Raw genomic sequence first — 21,742 nt, 5'->3', positions numbered from 1 at the left:
ATGAAAAATACCATCTGCTTTGAAAGCTGCCTGAAGGAAAAATTAAATTCTTATATGGAACTAAGAGAAAGCCAAGGCCATAAAACTTCAAAAATGCGTCATATTTTCATCTCACTTGACCAGTATTTACAGAAAGCTGGCCTTGGAGGCCGGAGCCTGCCGCCAGCTGCCATTGATGGCTGGATTGCATCCCTTCCAGAGAAACTCAGTGTAAATACAGTTAATATTTATATTTCAACGTATATACAGTTTGCAAAATATCTGCGGTCACTTGGATACTGTGCTTTTATACCGGAGAAAGCAGTCAGCAGCAGGAATTATTCCCCGCATATATTTCATGAAGATGACCTGGCTGCATTGATACAGGCCTCAGACATCCTGGTGTTTTCTGCTTCTGAAAAACGCCGTCACAATGCCGCCTGTTTCAGCGTAATGCTGAGAATGTATATCGGTTGCGGATTCCGGTTAAACGAAATAAGGCTGCTGAAGACGAAAGATGTTGATCTGGAGCACGGTATTATCCATGTACGGAATGCAAAGGGAAACCGGGACAGAATCGTTCCTATGCACAAAACGCTGACGGAGAATGTAAAGATATATTCAATAAGCGGAATTCCCCAAAAAGAAAACTGGTTTTTTCCTTCCAGGACCGGAAATCCCATTTCATGTTCCTGGATAAGGGATGCTTTTCTGAAATGTATCCAGTATATCGGTATAGAGAAACCAGACCTCCCAAAACATGCCAGAAATATCTGCCTGCATTGTCTCCGCCATAGCTTTGCAGTGGCAGCTTTCCGCCAGATGGATAACAATGGCCTGGATATGTACAACGAGATTCCGGTGCTTTCCACATATATGGGGCATGAAAATCTTTACGGAACCGAAAAATATCTTCATATGACAGCCGAAAACAGCCGGGATATCCTGGATAAAATGGAGGAATTCAATAAAGGGCTCTTTCCGGAGGTGCTTGAATGAAACAGACTTTATTTACAAAGCAGCTTGCGGAATATTTCAACGTGTATTTACCATTAAACAAAAAATGTTCAAAAAATACCATATCCTCATATGCAGATGGATTTGTGGCTTTGTTCCAGTTTTTCAAGGAGATAAAAGACATTCCGCATTACAGGATCAACTATTCGGATATCACCACAAAGACCATGGATGAATATCTGCTGTGGCTCCAAAGTGAAAAGAATTATAGTGCGGCTTCCCAAAAACAGCGCATATCGGCATTGTCTTCATTTCTGAAATATGCGTCTGGCCGTGAGATAGCTTCACTTGGGGCATACAATGCAGTTTCCCAGGCACAGACCCCAAAGATTCCAAAGACAGTTTTTCCGTATTTTTCCGCGGAAGAGATCAGAATTTTATTGGGCATTCCAACAACCAAAGGCAAGTCTGGCAGCCGGGATGTTACATTACTGGCTTTGCTTTATGATTCTGGTGCAAGAGCACAGGAGATATGTGACATCATGGTCGGTGATCTAACGTTTGCGAAAACTTCCACTGTCAGGATTCACGGGAAAGGAAACAAGGCACGCGAAATCCCCATTTCTTCAGATGTCGTGAAACTGATAAAAAGATATCTGGCAGAAAGGGGGAAAACTTTGAAGGATAACAGGGATGAGCATCTGTTTCCAAGCCAAAGATCTGACCGGATAACAACGGCATGTATCCGAAACCTTGTTCGCAAATATGTAACCCTGGCAAAAAGCAATAATCCGAATCACTTTAAGGAAGAAGATTATTCGCCACACAGTTTCCGCCATAGCAAAGCAGTCCACATGCTTGAAGCGGGGATACCACTCATATATATAAGAAACTTTTTGGGTCATGAATCTATTCAGACTACAGAGATTTATCTGCGCATCCACCAAGGTTCTGTTTCGAGGATATTGAAAGAAAGAAAAACTGAAACAAGTATACCGGATATACTTGAACACCCGCATTCGGAAAATCAGGATATACCCGATTTTATCCAGAATGCAAGATAATAATTATGTTATGAGTTTTTGGGATAAACGGCTGAAATACAGCATTTTTGTAGGTGTCAGCCCCTCTCAAAAACTCAGCGCATAACACATATTATGTGACTACTCACATAATATGTGGGTTCATCTCACTGGCGAACTCAGTCCTGTGCCGAAGATCATTATATATGAATACCAGAAGACAAGGCACAGCGACCACCCCAAAGAGTATTATAAAGATTTTACCGGATTCCTCATGACGGACGGTCTGGAACAGTACCATAAACTGGAACGGGATCTGGAAGGGGTGACAAACGCGAACTGCATGGCACATGCAAGGCGCCATTTTGCCAATGCCATCAAAGCACTCGGCAAAGGGAACCAGAAAGCAGTCCGGTCATCCATTGCATACAAGGCGCTCGTAAGAATCGGAGCCATCTATGATCTGGAGGGAGCGCTGAAAGACCTGACCCCGGAAGAACGTTTAAAAGAACGACAGGCCTCAATCAAACCGCTGGTTGAGGAGTTCTTTGCGTGGATCCGTGAAACACTGGCTGACCAGAAAGTCCTGCCGAAAGGAGAAACAGCCAAAGGATTAAACTATTGTCTGAATCAGGAGAAATATCTCAAAGTATTTCTCACGGATGGAGAAGTACCGATTGACGATTCAGCCAGTGAACGGGCCCTGAGAAATTTTACAATCGGACGCAAGAACTGGGTAACGATAAATACAGTACGGGGAGCACAGGCAAGTGCCATTATCTACAGCCTTACCGAAACCGCCCGTGCGAACGATCTAAATATTTATTATTATGTGAGACATCTATTGACAGAGCTGCCCCAACTCATCTATGCAAATGGAAAGATAGAAGAATCAAGACTGGAACCGCTCATGCCGTGGTCAAAGACACTTCCAGCTGACTGCTACAGTAAGCGCCGCAAATAAGCGGCGCTTCAATTTATAGGGAGCGAAGGATTTGACGCTTACTCATAGTCAAGCATTGACTTTCGTACAAAAGCCAAGGGTGCGTGTTCAAATATATCATACACAAAATCCTCATAACCGGAAACGAAAACTATATGTGCATCAGAAGCCATAAGATGCAGTTTCTCCGCTAATTGGAAACCATTTACATTGGGCATTTCCACATCAAGAAAAATCAAATGGAAACGCTCTTTTACGGCTGCTTCGTAAAGTGCCATCCCACTGGTAAATTTACGCAACGCACAGCTTGTCCGATATTCCACTCTGTGTAAAGCCTTCCGCAAAGCCTCGCATATCTGTGCAAGAGCCTCCGGCTCGTCATCACAGACTGCAAGATATAACTTTTCCTGCATCATACAGCATCCTCCCTTTTTCAATAATATTACTAGAAATGCTGTTATTTTGCTATATAAAGTTATAGAATTATTTCATTTTTGTTGAAAGATTGATTATAAAACATATTTTAATCCATTTATTCATTATATTAGGCTTTCGTTTATTTTTAATATACTACTGATTACTTACTTTTTCCTCATGCGTTATAATTATTTGGTACCTATCTCCAGCATAAATCAAATCAGGATTATCAATTTCACTTTCATTATCAACTATAATTTCTATATATTTATAACCCTTTCCCAAGTATCTGCGTGAGATATCCCATAGCGTATCCCCTTCTACAACAACATAATTTACAATCTCTTCATATGTATAGGTTCTATTATCATCAAACATAGTACTAACAATAAAAATGGTGATAAAAGGGATTAGTAAAAACTTTATTTTTGTATGTTTTCTTTTTTTAGTATTTTTACATCCTATTATTTTTTCATCATGAATTGGAAAACTTTCATTACTGCAAATCCATATTTCCGTACAATAATTATTTTTTTTATTGTCCATTTTCTATACCATTATTTTGAAATGCTGTTTTGATTTCTCTGTTCATATATCTTTGTGCATCGTATATGTTTTCTTCATTTACTAATGCTTCTATTCTGACAGTTAGACTATCCCTATTAAGTGATTGAATGCCTTTATACTTAGGTTCCTTTATTAATTTATATTTTAATTTGATACTAGCTGCTGCTTCCATCAACGCTTTGTCAATTAATTCAATACTGTATGCATTTGATATCTCTACATCGCAAATAGCCTTGGATTCCATATTAGATCTATTAATAATATTCCGCATATCAGAATTATTTATTATTTGTATATTCCCCCTGTATCCTTAATGCTTGTTGTCCTTATACCTATTTTAACTACCGTGCCTCTATATCCTCCAATTTCAATAATATCATCTACATTATAAATATTATCAAAAAGCAAAAAAACTCCTGTAACAACATCTGCAATAAGGCTTTCCGCACTGAAACTAATTACCATAGTAATGATACTAACGCCAGCAAAGATTGTTCCAGGCGATATTCCAATAATATTTAGTCCCCATATAATTGCAAAGTTAGCAACCCCCATTTCAAATGGGGGTTTAGTTTTAACCCCTCCGGGGTATAGTACTGGTTCCGCCTAAGGCGGGGTTCCGCAATACCATCTTTACCAGTTGCCCCCTACAGGGGGCCTTTTACTTTCTTCCATCTTCTAACTTGTCATTCTCTTCTTGTTCTTGTATATATTTTCTAATTGTTTCTTCATTTACATTCCCTACTGTTGATACAAAATATCCTCTGGCCCAGAAATGTCTGTCTCCCCATTTCGTTCGGTACTCCGGATGTCTGTCAAACAGCATTAATGTACTCTTCCCTTTCAGATATGACATGAATTCCGATACACACATCTTTGGCGGTATCGCCACATACATATGCACATGATCTATACATACCTTCCCGTCCATTAGCTGCACCTGTTTCATCTCACATAATTTCTTTATAATTTCTACCAAATCTCTCTTCGTCTCTCCATACATGATTTTTCTTCGATATTTCGGTATGAAGATAATATGATATGTGCAATTCCATCTGGTGTGTGCTATACTTTGATTATCCATTTTGGATACCTCCTATGCTTTTGATATGGCCTGCGAAACCAATATCATTATAGCATAGGAGGTTTTAGTACTTTATGCAACGCTACGGCTTTGCCTCGGCCCCCATTTCAAATGGGGGATATATGTCTATTTCATTATTGTAAAAAGATATTTTGATATATTACCATATAATCCCAAAAGAGTTTTCATTCTTCTTTTTTCCGGTTTAACATATTTAAGTATAATATCTACAACATCACGAATCACGATTATCGCAAGCACCATAATAATTAATTGAAAAATAGTTAACCAATTAATCATTATGACTTTGGATATTTGCGTTACATCACCAAATAAATTATTTAGTGATTTAAGAATCTGAACTTTTATGTTTGTTGGAAAAAATGGTATTAAACCAGGATTTGTTAACAAAATAACAATTAGTAATATTACTGCTATAACAACTGTTCTCTTTTTAATGTTTTTAAACATTATAATTTCTCCTCTCCGTGTATAACTAGTTCCCTCCTGCGGCATCATATACGTCATATTTCCCGTTGCAGGCACCCAGTTAAAGGGATAAAGTTTTTGTTTCCAAGTCTTCGTTCTCCGGCCCATGCGGGAGATGCAAGGGTATAGGTAAACTCCATCTGTCCATGAACGACGCTGCCTTTCTTGGCACAGATATACCGTTCCTCTCCCAGGAACCTTGCCTTATCCCCTACCCTGTGATTTTCAAGGCTCTTTACCTCATAGCACAGGAACTGGCCTCTGTCGTATCCGGCCTTTTCCCCTCCCAGAGTGTAGAACCTCTCGTCTATCCGCACCGCATATTCCCCGGCTTCAAGCTCACAGGTGTTTCCGGTTTCGGGAATGCCCACGTACATCTTGGAACCGCCTATGGACGGCTCCGGATACAGAGATAACGCAAAGCGGCTTGTCATCCCGTTTTATAAACTCCCAATCGCAAGTTAGTAAATTTCTATAGATGTTAGCTTTCCCTATACACATTACATTACTTTCGGTATTGAAAATCTCATATGTTAGGTGACTTTAATTAAAATTTATATACAGGATTTTGTACCTCACTAATTTTTTCGCATACAACTCATGAAGAATTAACCTCTTAAGGTCCTTTAGCACTACACACATGGTAAGAAGTTTAAATATATAAGGTTATATAACTTGTACTTCATACCGAGTTTCATCCAATTTACTAAGATCAGTATCTAAAAGTATAATCGCTGATCCATTAATCAAATCAACTTCAACTTCAAAAATAACTTCAATATCTGATGGGGAAGCATCTTTAAAAACAACAGACTCTTTCCCCGTCATTGGATCAACTTCAATTAATATAGGAGTTCCTTTAGCACTATGTCCCCAATACTGATTAGACTCCAATTGAATTTTTCGAAATAATATCTTTTGTATAATCCAATGTTCATTTTCATTTTTTCTACCAGTAATCATAATATATTTATCTAACCAATCTGGCTGTGTCTCTCTAGAATGTTTTTCATAAAATTTTTCCATTGCAATAAAAACAGCAATGTCATAATCACTATATTTTCCTTTTTTATTAACTATATTATCGGCCATAACTATTCTCCAAATTTATATAATTGTCTATTGAGCTCCATATAATCTTTGCATAACTTCATGTCTAAGTTCTCTTCGGACTTCATCAGTTAATAGATTATCGCTTCCAAAAAGTAACCCTCCTTTATGAGCCTTTCCATATTGATCTGCACCTGTCCCCCATATCCCACTTCTCTTTTGTCCCAAATCTCGCAAAAACGTCCCATCTTTCGGCCCTGGTTCAATTGAATACCCCGGTGGATGGGTATGTCCTGAAAACCTATAGCCACCATTAACTATTTCATTGTACAGTTCTATTGAAACATTAATTTTATTTCCTTTCCCTCGAATAATTAATCGTTTTCCTCCTAAAGTAAACATATCAAATTCATCCCCTGTTACATTAGTTAACTGTAGCAAATCATTCATTGAAACTGATTTCTTACGGACTGTAACAGTAGTGCCTGGTGCATTAAGTAATTCAAGAAGTTCACGTTGTCTTCTATTTAATTCTGTTATAGGATTTAATTCACCAAATCCTGGTGTATCTGGGGCTGTATTTATTGTAATCCCATCCTTTGTGCTATTTAAAATATCATTTCTTTCTTTAAATCCTTTACCATTTTTAGCTTTTGGGCCAAACTTTGCAACATACAACCCGCCATCCATAACAGCCGTAAACAAACCACTCCGGATGCACTGTGCCCAGTCTATTTCTCCGTTTTCACTCAGCAGCTTTTGCGTAATAGCCTCTCCTGCAAACCCTTCCGCAAATCCATCTCCCATTGTTGCCAACAGCCCTGCATCCGCCAGCACCAAGGTTGACGCCCCGGAAAAGATTCCTACGATGCTCCCAGCCAATGCACGTCGGATATACGTATCAGTACTGCTCAAACGGCCGCTTAATACGTCGGATAACGCCTGACTCCCCACATACATGCTGCCTGTCAGAAATGCCGCTGTTCCCACCACCTGGGCTGCCTGCGCCGCCGTAGCTCCTCCAAATACCGCAGTTCCAATTGCCGTCCCTGCCGCCAGACCTGCGCCGACTGCTCCTAATATGGCAACTCCTGCCGTTACGGCAATTCCCCCTGCCACATTCCCGGCAAGTCCCCACCAGTCAAAAGATTTGTCTTCCGGTTCGTCTCGATAACGGAACATAGGACTGCTCAGATCCGCATGCTCCCAGGCCAGATAATATGTAACACGTTCCCCTCGAATATCTGCTTCCTGTCCTTCATCCCCTTCCGACAGCTCGATCTTCGCCTTTACCTCTAATTCCAGCTCTTCCTCTTCCGTAAGCTTAAGGATTCCCGTATAGGTACGTACCTTTTCGAAACCGCTTATACATACCTCTTTCCCCTCGATATGCACATCCCCTGCTGCGGATATATGGAGCTGCCGGCTTCCCGATATCTCAATCCCCTTTGACGCATCCATAAGAAGCTTGTTCGCCGGTGTTTCCACTCCCATGCTGTCCCGGTAAAGCTTGAGCTGCATTCCATGCTCTGTTGTCAGTCCCTTGTCCCTGTAATCGGACTTGGCACACCCTCCGCCGCTCCGGATGCAGTTCACCGCTACCGCACTGGTTTCCTCATCCCCTTTAAAGTACAGGGATACCCTGGTTCCCTGCTGAGGCATCATATACATCATATTTCCCGTTGCAGGCACCCAGTTAAAGGGATAGAGCTTTTGCTCCGGCTTTCCCTGGTCAATGTCCAGCTTTAACTGTACCGTCTCATTGCTGCATGCGGACACGGTTCCAAGCAGCGACAGCCCGGAAAAGTTTTTATTTCCAAGTCTTCTTTCTCCGGCCCACTCGGAAGATGCAAGGGTATAGGTAAACTCCATCTGTCCATGAATAACGCTGCCTTTCTTGGCACAGATATACCGTTCCTCTCCCAAAAACCTTGCTTTGTCTCCTACTCTGTGATTTTCAAGGCTCTTTACCTCATAGCACAAGAACTGGCTTCTGTCATATCCGGCCTTTTCTCCTCCCAGGGTGTAAAACTTTTCGTCTATCCGCACCGCATATTCCCCGGCTTCAAGCTCACAGGTGTTTCCGGTTTCGGGAATGCCCACATACATCTTAGAACCGCCTATGGACGGCTCCGGATACAGAGACAGCGCAAAACGGCTGGCCATCCGCTTTACAAACTGCCAGTCTGTCTCCTGGTACTGGATAACCGGAAAGCCAATGGCCGTTCCGCTTAGGCTGGAAGGATAAATCGCCGCAGTGTTCCAGGGGGCTAGAGCCTCATTGATAACTCCTCCGTAGCTCATTCCCGTATTCTGATAAGAACGGCTCTTCTTCTCCATATCCAGAAGAATACTTCCGGAAACCAGCTGCAGACAGATCATCCGCAGACCGTTTTCCTCCTTCGCTTCTGCTGATTGGACAATTCCGCTATACAGAGGCAGACGCTCTCCTTCGGCATAGACTTCCACCTGGGAATTTGCAATCACTCCTTCAAACTCCAATCCGGCACTGCTGTTGTCACGGACAATTCTCTAGAAAACAACCCTACCATTTTTAGTTTGACTTGTTATGCACTTTACAAACTTTATCCCTATTCCAACGCATTAACTTAATACTAATTCCTCAACTATTATATTTAATCCTAATATCTTTGCTTCATTTGCAAGATCAACTGCGTTCCCCCATCCCATCGTTGCAAATTGCCATTCTTGCTTATTCTTTTGTACTATTTCATAAATATTTGCTGTGGATAGCTCTTTTAATTTGGGATATAGTTTTCTTAAAATAATGATCTGTTTATTTCTGCTTATTTCTTCTCCCCACACTATTGTTAATTTTGCTTCCTTATAATCAAAAAATCCGACTTTATGCAAGTCAGCATAGGGTGCCTCTGATATTGGTGTATCATTATCTAAATCAATAACTTTACTTCTCTTATCCATCTCGTTCTCCTTAAAATGTTAATCTTTTAGATGCTTATAAGCTGGATGTGTATTTAAAGTATTCCAAATATCATTAAGAGTATAATTAAGATTTAAATCAACTTTTTTTTGCCATAGATATGCATTAACTTCATCTAATTTATTCTTTACACCACCATCAATCCAGTGCTTAGTTTCATGTGCCAAAAAACCTGCAGCTGAACTTGGAGATTGTAATATCCACTCTCCAGACTGTAGTTTAATCTTTTTGTATACATATATTCTTTTTGAATAAAAATAATAAGCTCCTCCTCTTCCATCACCAGCCTGCTCTGCTATTATAACATTTATTTTTTTCCTTTTCAGTAACTTTGCAACAGCATCTCCTTCAACACTTTCACTTTCTCGCAATGCATGCATAATACTACTATAACTTAACTCTCCATCTTCATCTGAAACATCTCTTAAAGATATTCCAGCATCACTTTCCCCATCAAACCTTTTGCCACTTTTAACCTTTCCACCAGATCTCAAGGCATACAACCCACCATCCATAACAGCCGTAAACACTCCGCTACGGATGCACTGTGCCCAGTCTATTTCTCCGTTCTCATTCAGCAGCTTTTGCGTAATAGCTTCTCCTGCAAACCCTTCCGCAAATCCGCTTCCCATCGTAGCTAACAGCCCCGCATCCGCCAGCATTAAGGTTGACGCCCCGGAAAAGATTCCCACGATGCTTCCCGCCAACGCACGGCGAATATACGTATCGGTACTGCTCAAACGGCCGCTTAATACATCGGATAACGCCTGACTCCCCACATACATGCTGCCTGTCAGAAATGCTGCTGTTCCAACTGCCTGGGCTGCCTCTATCGCCGTGGCTCCTCCAAATACCGCAGAACCAATTGCCGTCCCTGCCGCAAGGCCCGCACCAACTGCTCCCAACATGGCAACTCCTGCCGTTACCGCCAGGCCCCCTGCCACGTTCCCCATCAGGCCCCACCAGTCGAAGGATTTGTCCTCCGGTTCGTCTCGATAACGGAACATCGGGCTGCTCAGATCCGCATGCTCCCAGGCCAGATAGTATGTAATCCGCTCTCCTCGAATATCTGCTTCCTGTCCTTCATCCCCCTCCGACAGCTCGATCTTCGCCTTTACCTCTAATTCCAGCTCTTCCTCTTCCGTAAGCTTTAAGATTCCCGTATAGGTACGTACCTTTTCGAAGCCGCTTATGCATACCTCTTTCCCCTCGATACGCACATCCCCTGCTGCGGATATATGGAGCTGCCGGCTTCCCGATATCTCAATCCCCTTTGACGCATCCATAAGAAACTTGTTCGCCGGAGTTTCCACCCCCATGCTGTCCCGGTAAAGCTTGAGCTGCATTCCATGCTCTGTCGTCAGTCCCTTGTCCCTGTAATCGGACCTGGCACACCCGCCGCCGCTTCGGATGCAGTTCACCGCTACCGCACTCGTTTCCTCATCCCCTTTAAAGTACAGGGATACCCTGGTTCCCTCCTGCGGCATCATGTACATCATATTTCCCGTTGCAGGCACCCAGTTAAAGGGATAGAGCTTTTGCTCCGGCTTTCCCTGGTCAATATCAAGCTTTAACTGCACCGTCTCATTGCTGCACGCTGACACGGTTCCAAGCAGCGACAGCCCGGAAAAGTTTTTGTTTCCAAGCCTTCTTTCTCCGGCCCATGCGGGAGATGCAAGGGTATAGGTAAACTCCATCTGTCCATGAACGACGCTGCCTTTCTTGGCACAGATATACCGTTCCTCTCCCAGGAACCTTGCCTTATCCCCTACCCTGTGATTTTCAAGGCTCTTTACCTCATAGCACAGGAACTGGCTTCTGTCGTATCCGGCCTTTTCCCCTCCCAGAGTGTAGAACCTCTCGTCTATCCGCACCGCATATTCCCCGGCTTCAAGCTCACAGGTGTTTCCGGTTTCGGGAATGCCCACATACATCTTGGAACCGCCTATGGACGGCTCCGGATACAGAGATAACGCAAAGCGGCTTGCCATCCGCTTTACAAACTGCCAGTCCGTCTCCTGGTACTGGATAACCGGAAAGCCAATGGCCGTTCCGCTTAAGCTGGATGGATAGATCGCCGCCGTGTTCCAGGGGGCAAGAGCCTCATTGATAACTTCCCCGTAGCTCATTCCCGTATTCTGATAGGAACGGTTCTTCTTCTCCATGTCAAGAAGAATGCTTCCGGAGGATAACTGCAGACAGATCATCCGCAGGCCGTTCTCCTCTTTCGCTTCTGCCGATTGGACAATTCCGCTGTACAGAGGCAGACGCTCTCCTTCGGCATAGACTTCCACCTGGGAATTTGCAATCACTCCTTCAAACTCCAGTCCGGCACTGCTGTTGTCACGGACAATTCTCTAGAAAACAACCCTACCATTTTTAGTTTGACTTGTTATGCACTTTACAAACTTTATCCCTATTCCAACGCATTAACTTAATACTAATTCCTCAACTATTATATTTAATCCTAATATCTTTGCTTCATTTGCAAGATCAACTGCGTTCCCCCATCCCATCGTTGCAAATTGCCATTCTTGCTTATTCTTTTGTACTATTTCATAAATATTTGCTGTGGATAGCTCTTTTAATTTGGGATATAGTTTTCTTAAAATAATGATCTGTTTATTTCTGCTTATTTCTTCTCCCCACACTATTGTTAATTTTGCTTCCTTATAATCAAAAAATCCGACTTTATGCAAGTCAGCATAGGGTGCCTCTGATATTGGTGTATCATTATCTAAATCAATAACTTTACTTCTCTTATCCATCTCGTTCTCCTTAAAATGTTAATCTTTTAGATGCTTATAAGCTGGATGTGTATTTAAAGTATTCCAAATATCATTAAGAGTATAATTAAGATTTAAATCAACTTTTTTTTGCCATAGATATGCATTAACTTCATCTAATTTATTCTTTACACCACCATCAATCCAGTGCTTAGTTTCATGTGCCAAAAAACCTGCAGCTGAACTTGGAGATTGTAATATCCACTCTCCAGACTGTAGTTTAATCTTTTTGTATACATATATTCTTTTCTTTAAAAAATTCATCCATTGTAAGTTCTTTGCGAATTCGATCTGGAACTTCAAAAACGCTAACAAATGGAGCATACATTAATATATCAGCAGTCTTCCCTAACGCCATAACTACTTCTCCTTATTCCTCTAATCAATATGCTTTTATTTTAGACGAACATTTTTTTGATAAATCTACACTTATCCCGCATTTCCAGTTCTAAACACCTATTATATTCTAAAGCTTTTTCTATGCTGTTTAACAGGATATCTTTCATATTTGGAACTATATTTTATATCTACAAATACCTCACTAGTCCTCAAATCTACACACCAACTACGGTTGCAACTTTTCATTATTGACTCATACTAAGCTATTGAATTTTTGTAACTTCTACATCTCCGGCAACTATTTTTCAATATTCTTAAGAACTCCCGATATAACCCCTGCTTAGCCACATCCCTGTTCCTCTAACATATTATGAAAACGGTTGGATGGATGTTTCAGATCCTCATGCCCCCCAAGCAAGATGATAAGTTTTTCATCCTAGTATTTCTAGTCGTATGTTTTTCCTTTCCGGACGAATCTTACCTGTTGGAATAATCTTGAAGCCCTTGGTTCTGGTAAGATCAATGCCTTTCGTTATATTCAGAGGTAAGTTATTTCCATTTTTCGTTGCCAGTCCCATCTTGCTTTGATGAAGCCTAAGTTCCATGTCATACTTAATTTCATTCCACTGCTCCATAAGTCTCCTTATTCTAACAAGAACAACTTTTTGCTCCATGTCCAAGGAAATCTTCCGGAGGCAAGCTGAACCATCCGTATGCCGTTTCCGAAATCCATAATGATTCCACCGTGATACAGATCCACAATCCTCCCTCCGGAAGCCCCTAAGATTTTATGATTCGAATCGCAACATTTACACCATTGCATTAGCACAACAAGTAAATTTACTTTTATTAAGTTTTTATCTCAAGTTTCAAACATTTAAAAATTTATAGTTCTTCATTGCTCTTCTCTACTTGATACCATTCTTCCAATATATCAAGTGCTGTCTTATTCTCATCTTTGCTGAAAATTAGATCATAACAGTAATCTGCACTTAGTTTATTATCAATAATATCATAAACTATTTTAATTTGTGTTGGCATATCTTTTCCGTATTCTTGACATAACTTATATAGAGCTTTAATATCATCATTAATAATAGTAACTACCTGTTTTTGCCTATCAATCGTGACATCATATCTCTTTTCTCCACTTCTCAAAGCATCATTTAATCTATGCTTTTTAATAACCTTTCCATTAATTTTATAAAAAAAACCACTAGATATCATATTACTTTCAAAAGAACAATAAATATAAATTTTTTCTGCCCTATTTTCAACATATTCTAAACAAATAGATACCATATCAGCTTGTAATTCTGAAAAATAATCCTCAAACTTTTTTCCCATTTTATTTTCTCCAATCAATTCAATATACTTTGACAAAAATATTCTCCATCTATTGTATACTCTACAATAAATTCTATCGGGCGTAGACCACTTCCATCATACCTAATCTCTACATTTACCCCCACTTCTTTACCTTCTTTTATTGCTTTTGCCCACTGGTTTTCGATTTTTTTATATTGACTTAAATTAACATTTTGTGACTGGGTTACAATATTATCTAGCTTTTCTGAACCGCCAAATCTATCTCCCGCCAAATGCCCTGCATGATCACCTGTTACTTTACCTGGGGTATTTGAATCATGTTTTAAGCGTTCCGTTCGTTTAGTTAATTGAAGATTATCCGTATTCCAGTTCGATATTCTTCCATTTGCATCTGTTTCGTAATTATAATTATATTCTCCTGTTTGATATTTCACATTTGGTTTTAATTTGCCATTTTCATCAAATGGATTATCTGTAAACTCTTTTTCATCCGTTGATACCTTTTTTGTTTCAAATGTGCCATACAATATACCATCTATAAGTGCCGTAAACACACCACTCTGTATGCACTGTGCCCAGTCTATTTCTCCATCCTCATCCAGTAACTTCTCTGTAATGGCTTCACTCACAAACCCTTCCGCAAAGCCGCCCCCCATCACAGCCGCCAGACCTGCATCTGACAACGCCAGAGTGCTTGCTCCTGACAAAAAGCCCGATATCGCCCCTGCCATAGCACGACGCAGATATTCCTCCCGGCTGGATACACGGTTGCTCATAAAGTCCGATACGCCCAAGCCTATCACGCTCATACTTCCTGCCAGGAATACCGCAGCCCCAAGCTTTTGGCCTGCCTGTGCTGCGGATAGTCCTTTCAAGACAACCGCACCTATCTTGGTTCCTGCCAATGCGTAAGGTGCGGCATATGCCAGTGCCGCTGTGCCTGCAACTAATGCAAGTCCGCCTATTACGTTGTTGACCAGTCCCGCCCAGTCACGGCCCTGTTCCTCCGGCATATCACGGTAGCGGTTGGATGGATGCTTCAGATCCTCATGTTCCCAGGCAAGATAGTAAGTTTTTTGTAAACCTCTGGTGTCCGCCTCCTGGCCTTCGTCTCCTTCAAGCAGTTCGACCTTGGCTTCTAAGTTAGCAACCCCCATTTCAAATGGGGGTTTAGTTTTAACCCCTCCGGGGTATAGTACTGGTTCCGCCTAAGGCGGGGTTCCGCAATACCATCTTTACCAGTTGCCCCCTACAGGGGGCCTTTTACTTTCTTCCATCTTCTAACTTGTCATTCTCTTCTTGTTCTTGTATATATTTTCTAATTGTTTCTTCATTTACATTCCCTACTGTTGATACAAAATATCCTCTGGCCCAGAAATGTCTGTCTCCCCATTTCGTTCGGTACTCCGGATGTCTGTCAAACAGCATTAATGTACTCTTCCCTTTCAGATATGACATGAATTCCGATACACACATCTTTGGCGATATCGCCACATACATATGCACATGATCTATACATACCTTCCCGTCCATTAGCTGCACCTGTTTCATCTCACATAATTTCTTTATAATTTCTACCAAATCTCTCTTCGTCTCTCCATACATGATTTTTCTTCGATATTTCGGTATGAAGATAATATGATATGTGCAATTCCATCTGGTGTGTGCTATACTTTGATTATCCATTTTGGATACCTCCTATGCTTTTGATATGGCCTGCGAAACCAATATCATTATAGCATAGGAGGTTTTAGTACTTTATGCAACGCTACGGCTTTGCCTCGGCCCCCATTTCAAATGGGGGATATATGTCTATTTCATTATCACCTCCAGTTCCATCTCCGGCTCTTCCGCTTCCGAAGCTCCTGCTGCCCCCTCTCCTCCCCCGTTTCCCACCAGGGGCACGTTTTTCGCCATCACCTGGGCTGCTCCTGTTCCGCTGCCTGCTTCCTTCACCTGGAGAAAGCCCTGATAGCTGTTTACGCCCCCGGGTCCCTCCAAGCGTATGTTTTTCCCTTCCAGACGGATATTGCCTGCCGCCATGATCTTGAAGTCCTGGGTTCCCGTAAGCTCTATGCCTTTCCCATTATTCAGAAGCAGGTTATTCCCGTTTTTCGTTGCCAGGCCCATCTCGCCCTGATAAAGCCGCAGTTCCATCTCGTGCTCAGTTATCAGGCCCTTATCCCGGTAATCCGCATTCTCACAGCCGCAGCCGCTTCGGATGCAGTTCACCGCCACGGCACTGGTTTCCTGATCCCCTTTGAAGTAGAGGGACACACGCGTTCCCGCCTGGGGCATCATGTACATCAGGTTTCCCGTTGGCGGCACCCAGTTCCAGGCATACAGCGTCTGCTCCGGGTTCCCCTTGTCAATGTCCAGCTTCAGGCATACGGTTTCATTGCTGCAGGATTCTACCGTTCCAAGAAGCGACAGGCCGGAGAAATTCCGGTTTCCAATCTCCTTTGCGCCTGCCCATTCGGGGGATGCAAGGATATAGGTAAACTCCGCCTGCCCCCGGTTCAGACTGCAGCTTTTGGCACAGATATACTTCTGCCCACCCTTAAACTCTGCCAGATCTCCCACCCAGCAGTTATCCTCACTTTTTACTTCATAGCAGAGAAACTGCTCCCGGCTGTAGCCTGCCTCTTCTCCGCCCAGAGCATAAAACCGCCTGTCCACCCTGGCCGTATACTCCGAAGAATCGATCTCACAGACATTTCCTGTCTTTGGCACACCCAGATACACCTTCGCTCCGCCCATAGAGGGCTCCGGAAACAGGGACAGGGCGAACCGGCTCCCTATACGCTTCACAAATTCCCAGTCCGTCTCACAGTACTGAATGACCGGAAAGCCGATAGCCGCTCCGTCCAGACTGTCAGGATAGACTGCTGCCGTGTTCCGGGAGGCCAAAGCCTGGGATACCACCCCTCCGTAAGTCTGGCCCGTGTTCTGATAAGAACGGCTCTTCTTCTCCATATCCAGAAGAATACTTCCGGAGACAAGCTGAAGCTGAATCAGCCGGAGGCCGTTTTCCTCCTTCGCTTCTGCTGATTGGATAATTCCGCTGTACAGAGGCAGACGCTCTCCTTCGGCATAGACTTCCACCTGAGAATTTGCAGTCATTCCTTCAAACTCTAATCCCTCACTTCTGCTGTCATGGACAATTCTCTAGAAAACAACCTTACCATTTTTTAGTTTGACTTGTTATGCACTTTACAAACTTTATCCCTATCCAACACTCAGGAACTTTTCAACCATATAATCCAAGTTATCAAATATTTCAACTTCTGTACCAGACAGATTATCTAATTCACAAATTTAACTCCGTGGGCGGTTACATATGTACGTCACAAGCTAATTTTAATACTCTTAAATAGATTTGATTTTTATGCCTGAATTAATTTCTAATGCTTTCTCTAATGCATGAAAAAAAATAGTAATAAAATCATTCCCATCACTTGTCACAAAATAATTTGATAAGTCTGTAATATCTTTACTTATATCATTTCCCCACGGAGGCTGTTTAGATAAATCCTCAATATCCCACACTATTCTATCAGGAGTAAATTTTTTCAATTCGTTCTTGATTATTTCCAATTCTTCAATTGCGTTTTTTATCTCCTTCTTTCCTACTTTTCCTTGGTACAATTTATTCATAATTACTGGAAATCTACTTCCCCATTGTTGTTTTTCTAAATTGTATGCCACAGTAGAAAAAAATGCATGTAAAAAATCTCCATTCCCTATCTGAAACCAATAATATTTAACTTTAAACCCAACTGCCATAATATCCTCTCCATATAGTCAAGTGTTTTTTTCAATAAATTCAATACTTTTTGATACCTGTTGATGAATGATGCGAAGGTTATGGAGTGATCTTTACCTCATACAGGGCAGATATATAGTGTTTATGGGTACTCCAAATAAAACGTCATCACTTTCCGTTCTAAATGGCCTCGATGTGTACCCATCCCTATATGGCAGCTCACCTCTCATGTCCAACAGGATCATCCCCCTTGCGGAGGGTCCTCACTTCCTTCGTTCTGCCTGTCCATAACCAGGGTGCCGGCAATAGCTCCCTAACAGGGTCTTGCCCTCTGGAAATAATTCCTGCCAGCTACCAGCTCATTCTTTGTACTTTCATTACTGTTCCAAACACTTTTGTTCTATTGCAGCACCTTCCGGTGGACGCTTCCTGCAACAACATCAGTTACGTTTGGGAAACCTATGCAGCGTTTGGCTGTGTTCCCGGATGCCTGATATCTCCAAGCATCTTTGATGCATCATAGCTGACTCCCTTTGTAAGTATCACATGGAATACACGTATCAGCTTACAGGACACTGCTATAAGTGACTGCATCTTTTTTAGCGGATTCTTATTCCTGGTGGTGTAATACTCGTGGATCTGTCTGAATTCCTCATTCTTTCCTACCACGGATATGGCAGCCTCGAACAGGAGATACCTGAGCCGTTTACGCCCTCTCCCTTTTTCAATAATATTACTAGAAATGCTGTTATTTTGCTATATAAAGTTATAAAATAATTGTATTTTGTCAAAAATTTTAAACTTCCGAGAACAACTCTTGTGTTTTCTTATTTTGATCTTTTTTTATTCCATTCAATAATCTATCCAACAAAGCACATATATCTTTCCAATATTCAGTACGTTTATCCATCCCACATCTCTCAATATACTTAAAACCAGTTTTGTTGTCCCGAATATCAAAATGGAGCATGTCCACCAAAAACTGAATCATCTCAGTATAATCATCTCCCCAATTTTCATATGCCGGCATCTGATCTGATGCATCCTTGATAAATTTTAAAGTTTCACTAACGCAATCGTATAATTTTTTCAATTCTTTTTCAGAAGCTCCTCTTTTATCTCCCCACTCCTCCCTTGCTATCTCACTATACAAATTTGTAAACATCCGTTCGTTACTGTTTATGATAATCTTAAGTTCATACAACCGTGCATATAACTGACTTTCAAAAGAAAATGTTGCTACCGCTTTTTTCTGACGTAGGAGTTCTAGATATCCTATTCCTTTCAATGCACAAGCACCTCCAATGAGTGCAGCAATTATTCCTGCCAAATTATTTACTTGTTCTAAAATAGCAGATAAGTCAATAATTATATCTTGCCCATTAATCATATGAATTAGACCTCCCAAATATGTACAAATTTAAAACTATTTAGTCAAATAGCAATCCCAAAGATTCTCTACTTCAGATATAATTAATCTGGCAAGTTCATCTTTGGTTTTTTGTGCGACTTCATCTGTCACAACTACTAAGCGGATTAGACAGTCAATAAAACTAGTTAAATATCCATATGTTGATTTAACAATTCTCTCTTCATATGATTGTCCCTCTAAATCTGCTGTTCGTTGATATAAAAGATTTTTATTATCAGCCTGCAATTGTAAATCTAAAATATATTTCTTCATTACACTTAAAGTATCATAAATAATTTTGTAACATTTTTGTTCTTCTGGATTATATTTTTTAAGTTCTTCTTCTGTCGGCAAGCAGCATAAAAGCGGTAGCTTTCCTAACAAACAGGAAACAAATTCAAATGTCGTAGCAACATAACCCAAATAAGCTTTTCCTGCTGTAGTAATTCGGATTCTTAATGCTTGAGGATTACTTTTTGTTTCCATAAATATATTCCAAAGATCTTCCCAAGTTTTAAAACTTCTTCGGTTAGCACCATCTACATTATACTGTATATCAATAAATTGAAACCAATTATTTTCTTCACGATTATAATAATTCATGTAGAATAAAAGTCGAGCCATCCTCTCTCGTTCCTCATAAAATCCATCTTCATAAAATCGCAAAGCAAAATTATACTGCTCATTATAGACCTTTCCTATTAAATCAAGAAATGGCATATACATTTCTGTTCCTCGAGATTCTGTTTCTTTTCCCCCATTATCTCTAGAAAATCGATGCAAAACAACCAATAGTTTCCAAACATAATTGGTATCCGATATTTGACCATCTATAGTTTTGTATTCTCGGAAAATTTCTTTCTGAAATAGTTCACCTTTACGCAACCAGTCTAACGCACTCCTCCATACAATAGAACGATATCCGAAACGTACACGTGCAGCAGCATAACCATCCATAGGTCTAATATTAGAAAACTCTTCAATTGTATTCAAATAATGGCTCGCCATTGGGTTTTCAAATGCTTCAGTCAAAAAAGATACTATTAGTCTTTTATTATAATTAAAAAACAAATCAAGCTTTGGTCTTATTCCTCGCAAAAATTGATCTCTTGTAGGCCCAGAATCCGATAAAATACGTTCTAAATGTTTTTGTATAACTTCGTCAGTTACTTTAATACCTTTATTCTTATACCAACTCAATTTTGCATGAATGATTTCTCCAATTTCAAACCAGCTACTTAAATCAATTGTATGCCTTTTAAAATCAGCACTTTCTGCTGGTGTATGATTACGAACAGTTGTATTTCTCATTGATACAATAAATTGATATTTTTGCGAAAAGCGATTACTGTTCACTTCTATATCTATGTATTCATCCCTATAATTATCGCAAAATCCTCTCATATCATTCAAAAAATCTGTTAACTCTCTATTAAATATTTCATCTATCCCAATAAATCGTTCAATATTATCAAATATAATTACGCATTTACTATTTTCTTCATCAAAGCATCTTAAAACAATCAAAAAATGTGTTAATGCACATCGTAAAGCCATAGCTTCTGTATCTCTGCTTCTTTTTAATTCAAAACAGTTTTGAGAAAAATATTCTGTTATTACTTTTGCACATGCTTTGCAGTAAGTAAGGGCACTATGACTATCCTTTTTATGAAATTCAATTGCTTTAAGCGATTCATATAGATTGGCATACTCCAACAATGGAATTGAATTGACAATTCGTTCTTCATATCGTTGCAGTAATAATTGAATTCTTTTATAACTCCAAACATATTCTTCCTTTTCATTTGCCATTTTATTAAATAACAAATTTCTAATTTCTAAAATTATTGAAGATAAAATCTTTCCATGCAAAGAAGAAAAGTAATTCTTTGGTATTATAATTCTGGAATCTATTACTTTAATTTCAGAAATTGCTTTCTTTAAATCTAAAATATGCCACTGAATATTTTTTCTAGACCATTTTATATAATGTAGAAATGTAGATTTTCCAGTACCTGCATCTCCAAGAATAGTAAAAATTCCATCACCATTGCTTTCCAGCCAATTCTTAAAGTTAGCTAGATCTTGTTTTCCAGTTCTAAGTGAATCAATCACCTCACTAATCTTTATCGACCAGTCATCACCCGTCATATTATCAATAATTGTTTCATTAAGTTTTTCCATCTGTTCATCAAAATTGGGATGAACATAACAGCCATTTTCTTTAAAAAATTCATCCATTGTAAGTTCTTTGCGAATTCGATCTGGAACTTCAAAAACGCTAACAAATGGAGCATACATTAATATATCAGCAGTCTTCCCTAACGCCATAACTACTTCTCCTTATTCCTCTAATCAATATGCTTTTATTTTAGACGAACATTTTTTTGATAAATCTACACTTATCCCGCATTTCCAGTTCTAAACACCTATTATATTCTAAAGCTTTTTCTATGCTGTTTAACAGGATATCTTTCATATTTGGAACTATATTTTATATCTACAAATACCTCACTAGTCCTCAAATCTACACACCAACTACGGTTGCAACTTTTCATTATTGACTCATACTAAGCTATTGAATTTTTGTAACTTCTACATCTCCGGCAACTATTTTTTCAATATTCTTAAGAACTCCCGA

General features: G+C 40.2%; 25 protein-coding genes and 1 pseudogene. 3 read left to right on the top strand and 23 right to left on the bottom strand.

Going from position 1 to position 21,742, the window contains the following annotated elements; all coding sequences use genetic code 11:
* The 3 genes from VV089_RS21915 (at position 1) to tnpC (ending at position 2,922) form a co-directional block, all read left to right on the top strand.
* The gene (locus VV089_RS21915) at positions 1-978 is read left to right on the top strand and encodes a tyrosine-type recombinase/integrase (RefSeq protein WP_334337404.1); all 978 of its coding nucleotides are present in this window, start codon (positions 1-3) and stop codon (positions 976-978) included.
* The gene (locus VV089_RS21910) at positions 975-2,000 is read left to right on the top strand and encodes a tyrosine-type recombinase/integrase (RefSeq protein WP_334337403.1); all 1,026 of its coding nucleotides are present in this window, start codon (positions 975-977) and stop codon (positions 1,998-2,000) included. Before VV089_RS21915 ends, VV089_RS21910 begins: the two co-directional genes overlap by 4 nt.
* Positions 2,001-2,112: 112 nt before the next feature.
* Complete coding sequence (gene tnpC / locus VV089_RS21905; RefSeq protein ID WP_334337402.1) at positions 2,113-2,922, top strand: IS66 family transposase; 810 nt, start codon at positions 2,113-2,115, stop codon at positions 2,920-2,922.
* A 38-nt stretch (positions 2,923-2,960) separates the two neighbouring features.
* Here the strand turns inward: tnpC and VV089_RS21900 are convergent, their stop codons facing one another.
* From VV089_RS21900 to VV089_RS21790, 23 genes and pseudogenes are all read right to left on the bottom strand, one after another.
* A complete protein-coding gene (locus VV089_RS21900; RefSeq protein ID WP_334337401.1) occupies positions 2,961-3,317 on the bottom strand; it encodes a LytR/AlgR family response regulator transcription factor in 357 nt (118 codons plus the stop codon).
* Positions 3,318-3,471: 154 nt separating this feature from the next.
* The gene (locus VV089_RS21895; protein WP_334337400.1) at positions 3,472-3,864 is read right to left on the bottom strand and encodes a LysM peptidoglycan-binding domain-containing protein; all 393 of its coding nucleotides are present in this window, start codon (positions 3,862-3,864) and stop codon (positions 3,472-3,474) included.
* Entirely contained in the window at positions 3,854-4,129 is a 276-nt protein-coding gene (locus VV089_RS21890; RefSeq protein ID WP_334337399.1) for a hypothetical protein, read from the bottom strand. Before VV089_RS21890 ends, VV089_RS21895 begins: the two co-directional genes overlap by 11 nt.
* Positions 4,130-4,170: 41 nt before the next feature.
* On the bottom strand, positions 4,171-4,440 hold the full coding sequence (locus VV089_RS21885) for a mechanosensitive ion channel domain-containing protein (RefSeq protein WP_334337398.1): 270 nt from the start codon (positions 4,438-4,440) through the stop codon (positions 4,171-4,173).
* A 106-nt stretch (positions 4,441-4,546) separates the two neighbouring features.
* Positions 4,547-4,969 (bottom strand): IS200/IS605 family transposase, encoded by a 423-nt coding sequence (tnpA, locus tag VV089_RS21880; RefSeq protein ID WP_334334760.1) that lies wholly within the window; start codon positions 4,967-4,969, stop codon positions 4,547-4,549.
* A 126-nt stretch (positions 4,970-5,095) separates the two neighbouring features.
* Complete coding sequence (locus VV089_RS21875) at positions 5,096-5,440, bottom strand: hypothetical protein (RefSeq protein ID WP_334337397.1); 345 nt, start codon at positions 5,438-5,440, stop codon at positions 5,096-5,098.
* Positions 5,441-5,493: 53 nt separating this feature from the next.
* Entirely contained in the window at positions 5,494-5,892 is a 399-nt protein-coding gene (locus VV089_RS21870; protein ID WP_334337396.1) for a hypothetical protein, read from the bottom strand.
* A gap of 232 nt (positions 5,893-6,124) precedes the next feature.
* Positions 6,125-6,550 carry a hypothetical protein gene (locus tag VV089_RS21865; RefSeq protein ID WP_334337395.1) on the bottom strand — a complete coding sequence of 142 codons (426 nt, stop codon included), beginning with the start codon at positions 6,548-6,550 and terminating at the stop codon, positions 6,125-6,127.
* A 27-nt stretch (positions 6,551-6,577) separates the two neighbouring features.
* A complete protein-coding gene (locus VV089_RS21860) occupies positions 6,578-9,010 on the bottom strand; it encodes a hypothetical protein (protein ID WP_334337394.1) in 2,433 nt (810 codons plus the stop codon).
* Between the two features lie 102 nt (positions 9,011-9,112).
* Positions 9,113-9,451, bottom strand: coding sequence for a hypothetical protein (locus tag VV089_RS21855; RefSeq protein WP_334337392.1), 339 nt, complete (start codon positions 9,449-9,451; stop codon positions 9,113-9,115).
* Between the two features lie 18 nt (positions 9,452-9,469).
* Entirely contained in the window at positions 9,470-11,782 is a 2,313-nt protein-coding gene (locus VV089_RS21850) for a contractile injection system protein, VgrG/Pvc8 family (protein ID WP_334337393.1), read from the bottom strand.
* 117 nt (positions 11,783-11,899) lie between these two features.
* Entirely contained in the window at positions 11,900-12,238 is a 339-nt protein-coding gene (locus tag VV089_RS21845) for a hypothetical protein (RefSeq protein WP_334337392.1), read from the bottom strand.
* A gap of 18 nt (positions 12,239-12,256) precedes the next feature.
* Positions 12,257-12,520, bottom strand: a complete 264-nt coding sequence (locus tag VV089_RS21840) for a hypothetical protein (RefSeq protein WP_334337390.1) — start codon at positions 12,518-12,520, stop codon at positions 12,257-12,259.
* Positions 12,477-12,614 carry a hypothetical protein gene (locus VV089_RS21835; RefSeq protein WP_334337389.1) on the bottom strand — a complete coding sequence of 46 codons (138 nt, stop codon included), beginning with the start codon at positions 12,612-12,614 and terminating at the stop codon, positions 12,477-12,479. The genes VV089_RS21840 and VV089_RS21835 overlap by 44 nt, the downstream gene beginning before the upstream one ends.
* A gap of 412 nt (positions 12,615-13,026) precedes the next feature.
* On the bottom strand, positions 13,027-13,230 hold the full coding sequence (locus VV089_RS21830) for a hypothetical protein (protein WP_334337388.1): 204 nt from the start codon (positions 13,228-13,230) through the stop codon (positions 13,027-13,029).
* 250 nt (positions 13,231-13,480) lie between these two features.
* Entirely contained in the window at positions 13,481-13,978 is a 498-nt protein-coding gene (locus tag VV089_RS21825) for a hypothetical protein (protein ID WP_334337387.1), read from the bottom strand.
* On the bottom strand, positions 13,957-15,081 hold the full coding sequence (locus VV089_RS21820; protein WP_334337386.1) for a DNA/RNA non-specific endonuclease: 1,125 nt from the start codon (positions 15,079-15,081) through the stop codon (positions 13,957-13,959). Before VV089_RS21820 ends, VV089_RS21825 begins: the two co-directional genes overlap by 22 nt.
* Before the next feature lie 106 nt (positions 15,082-15,187).
* Positions 15,188-15,610, bottom strand: a complete 423-nt coding sequence (tnpA, locus tag VV089_RS21815) for an IS200/IS605 family transposase (RefSeq protein ID WP_334335752.1) — start codon at positions 15,608-15,610, stop codon at positions 15,188-15,190.
* A 126-nt stretch (positions 15,611-15,736) separates the two neighbouring features.
* Positions 15,737-17,047 carry a hypothetical protein gene (locus tag VV089_RS21810; RefSeq protein WP_334337385.1) on the bottom strand — a complete coding sequence of 437 codons (1,311 nt, stop codon included), beginning with the start codon at positions 17,045-17,047 and terminating at the stop codon, positions 15,737-15,739.
* A 246-nt stretch (positions 17,048-17,293) separates the two neighbouring features.
* Positions 17,294-17,710 (bottom strand): immunity 70 family protein, encoded by a 417-nt coding sequence (locus VV089_RS21805; protein ID WP_334337384.1) that lies wholly within the window; start codon positions 17,708-17,710, stop codon positions 17,294-17,296.
* Between the two features lie 439 nt (positions 17,711-18,149).
* Positions 18,150-18,407: pseudogene (locus VV089_RS21800) on the bottom strand (IS110 family transposase); the annotation flags it as partial.
* A gap of 79 nt (positions 18,408-18,486) precedes the next feature.
* Positions 18,487-19,080: a hypothetical protein gene (locus tag VV089_RS21795; protein WP_334337383.1), complete on the bottom strand. Its 594-nt coding sequence runs from the start codon at positions 19,078-19,080 to the stop codon at positions 18,487-18,489.
* A gap of 36 nt (positions 19,081-19,116) precedes the next feature.
* A complete protein-coding gene (locus tag VV089_RS21790; RefSeq protein WP_334337382.1) occupies positions 19,117-21,432 on the bottom strand; it encodes a hypothetical protein in 2,316 nt (771 codons plus the stop codon).
* Between the last annotated feature and the right edge of the window lie 310 nt (positions 21,433-21,742).

The sequence above is a fragment of the Candidatus Merdisoma sp. JLR.KK011 genome, from assembly GCF_036941125.1.
Classification (GTDB): Bacteria; Bacillota; Clostridia; order Lachnospirales; family Lachnospiraceae; genus Laedolimicola.
The sequence above is the reverse complement of the archived record's forward strand: the minus strand, read 5'-3'. Positions and strand labels throughout refer to the sequence as shown.

What these genes read in the sequence shown, in the direction of transcription:
- VV089_RS21915 (WP_334337404.1), top strand. Translation starts at nt 1, where the DNA reads ATGAAAAATACCATCTGCTTTGAAAGCTGCCTGAAGGAAAAATTAAAT.
- VV089_RS21910 (WP_334337403.1), top strand. Translation starts at nt 975, where the DNA reads ATGAAACAGACTTTATTTACAAAGCAGCTTGCGGAATATTTCAACGTG.
- tnpC (WP_334337402.1), top strand. Translation starts at nt 2,113, where the DNA reads ATGTGGGTTCATCTCACTGGCGAACTCAGTCCTGTGCCGAAGATCATT.
- VV089_RS21900 (WP_334337401.1), bottom strand. Translation starts at nt 3,317, where the DNA reads ATGATGCAGGAAAAGTTATATCTTGCAGTCTGTGATGACGAGCCGGAG.
- VV089_RS21895 (WP_334337400.1), bottom strand. Translation starts at nt 3,864, where the DNA reads ATGGACAATAAAAAAAATAATTATTGTACGGAAATATGGATTTGCAGT.
- VV089_RS21890 (WP_334337399.1), bottom strand. Translation starts at nt 4,129, where the DNA reads ATGGAATCCAAGGCTATTTGCGATGTAGAGATATCAAATGCATACAGT.
- VV089_RS21885 (WP_334337398.1), bottom strand. Translation starts at nt 4,440, where the DNA reads ATGGGGGTTGCTAACTTTGCAATTATATGGGGACTAAATATTATTGGA.
- tnpA (WP_334334760.1), bottom strand. Translation starts at nt 4,969, where the DNA reads ATGGATAATCAAAGTATAGCACACACCAGATGGAATTGCACATATCAT.
- VV089_RS21875 (WP_334337397.1), bottom strand. Translation starts at nt 5,440, where the DNA reads ATGTTTAAAAACATTAAAAAGAGAACAGTTGTTATAGCAGTAATATTA.
- VV089_RS21870 (WP_334337396.1), bottom strand. Translation starts at nt 5,892, where the DNA reads ATGACAAGCCGCTTTGCGTTATCTCTGTATCCGGAGCCGTCCATAGGC.
- VV089_RS21865 (WP_334337395.1), bottom strand. Translation starts at nt 6,550, where the DNA reads ATGGCCGATAATATAGTTAATAAAAAAGGAAAATATAGTGATTATGAC.
- VV089_RS21855 (WP_334337392.1), bottom strand. Translation starts at nt 9,451, where the DNA reads ATGGATAAGAGAAGTAAAGTTATTGATTTAGATAATGATACACCAATA.
- VV089_RS21845 (WP_334337392.1), bottom strand. Translation starts at nt 12,238, where the DNA reads ATGGATAAGAGAAGTAAAGTTATTGATTTAGATAATGATACACCAATA.
- VV089_RS21840 (WP_334337390.1), bottom strand. Translation starts at nt 12,520, where the DNA reads ATGAATTTTTTAAAGAAAAGAATATATGTATACAAAAAGATTAAACTA.
- VV089_RS21835 (WP_334337389.1), bottom strand. Translation starts at nt 12,614, where the DNA reads ATGGCGTTAGGGAAGACTGCTGATATATTAATGTATGCTCCATTTGTT.
- VV089_RS21830 (WP_334337388.1), bottom strand. Translation starts at nt 13,230, where the DNA reads ATGGAGCAGTGGAATGAAATTAAGTATGACATGGAACTTAGGCTTCAT.
- VV089_RS21820 (WP_334337386.1), bottom strand. Translation starts at nt 15,081, where the DNA reads ATGGGGGTTGCTAACTTAGAAGCCAAGGTCGAACTGCTTGAAGGAGAC.
- tnpA (WP_334335752.1), bottom strand. Translation starts at nt 15,610, where the DNA reads ATGGATAATCAAAGTATAGCACACACCAGATGGAATTGCACATATCAT.
- VV089_RS21810 (WP_334337385.1), bottom strand. Translation starts at nt 17,047, where the DNA reads ATGACTGCAAATTCTCAGGTGGAAGTCTATGCCGAAGGAGAGCGTCTG.
- VV089_RS21805 (WP_334337384.1), bottom strand. Translation starts at nt 17,710, where the DNA reads ATGGCAGTTGGGTTTAAAGTTAAATATTATTGGTTTCAGATAGGGAAT.
- VV089_RS21795 (WP_334337383.1), bottom strand. Translation starts at nt 19,080, where the DNA reads ATGATTAATGGGCAAGATATAATTATTGACTTATCTGCTATTTTAGAA.
- VV089_RS21790 (WP_334337382.1), bottom strand. Translation starts at nt 21,432, where the DNA reads ATGGCGTTAGGGAAGACTGCTGATATATTAATGTATGCTCCATTTGTT.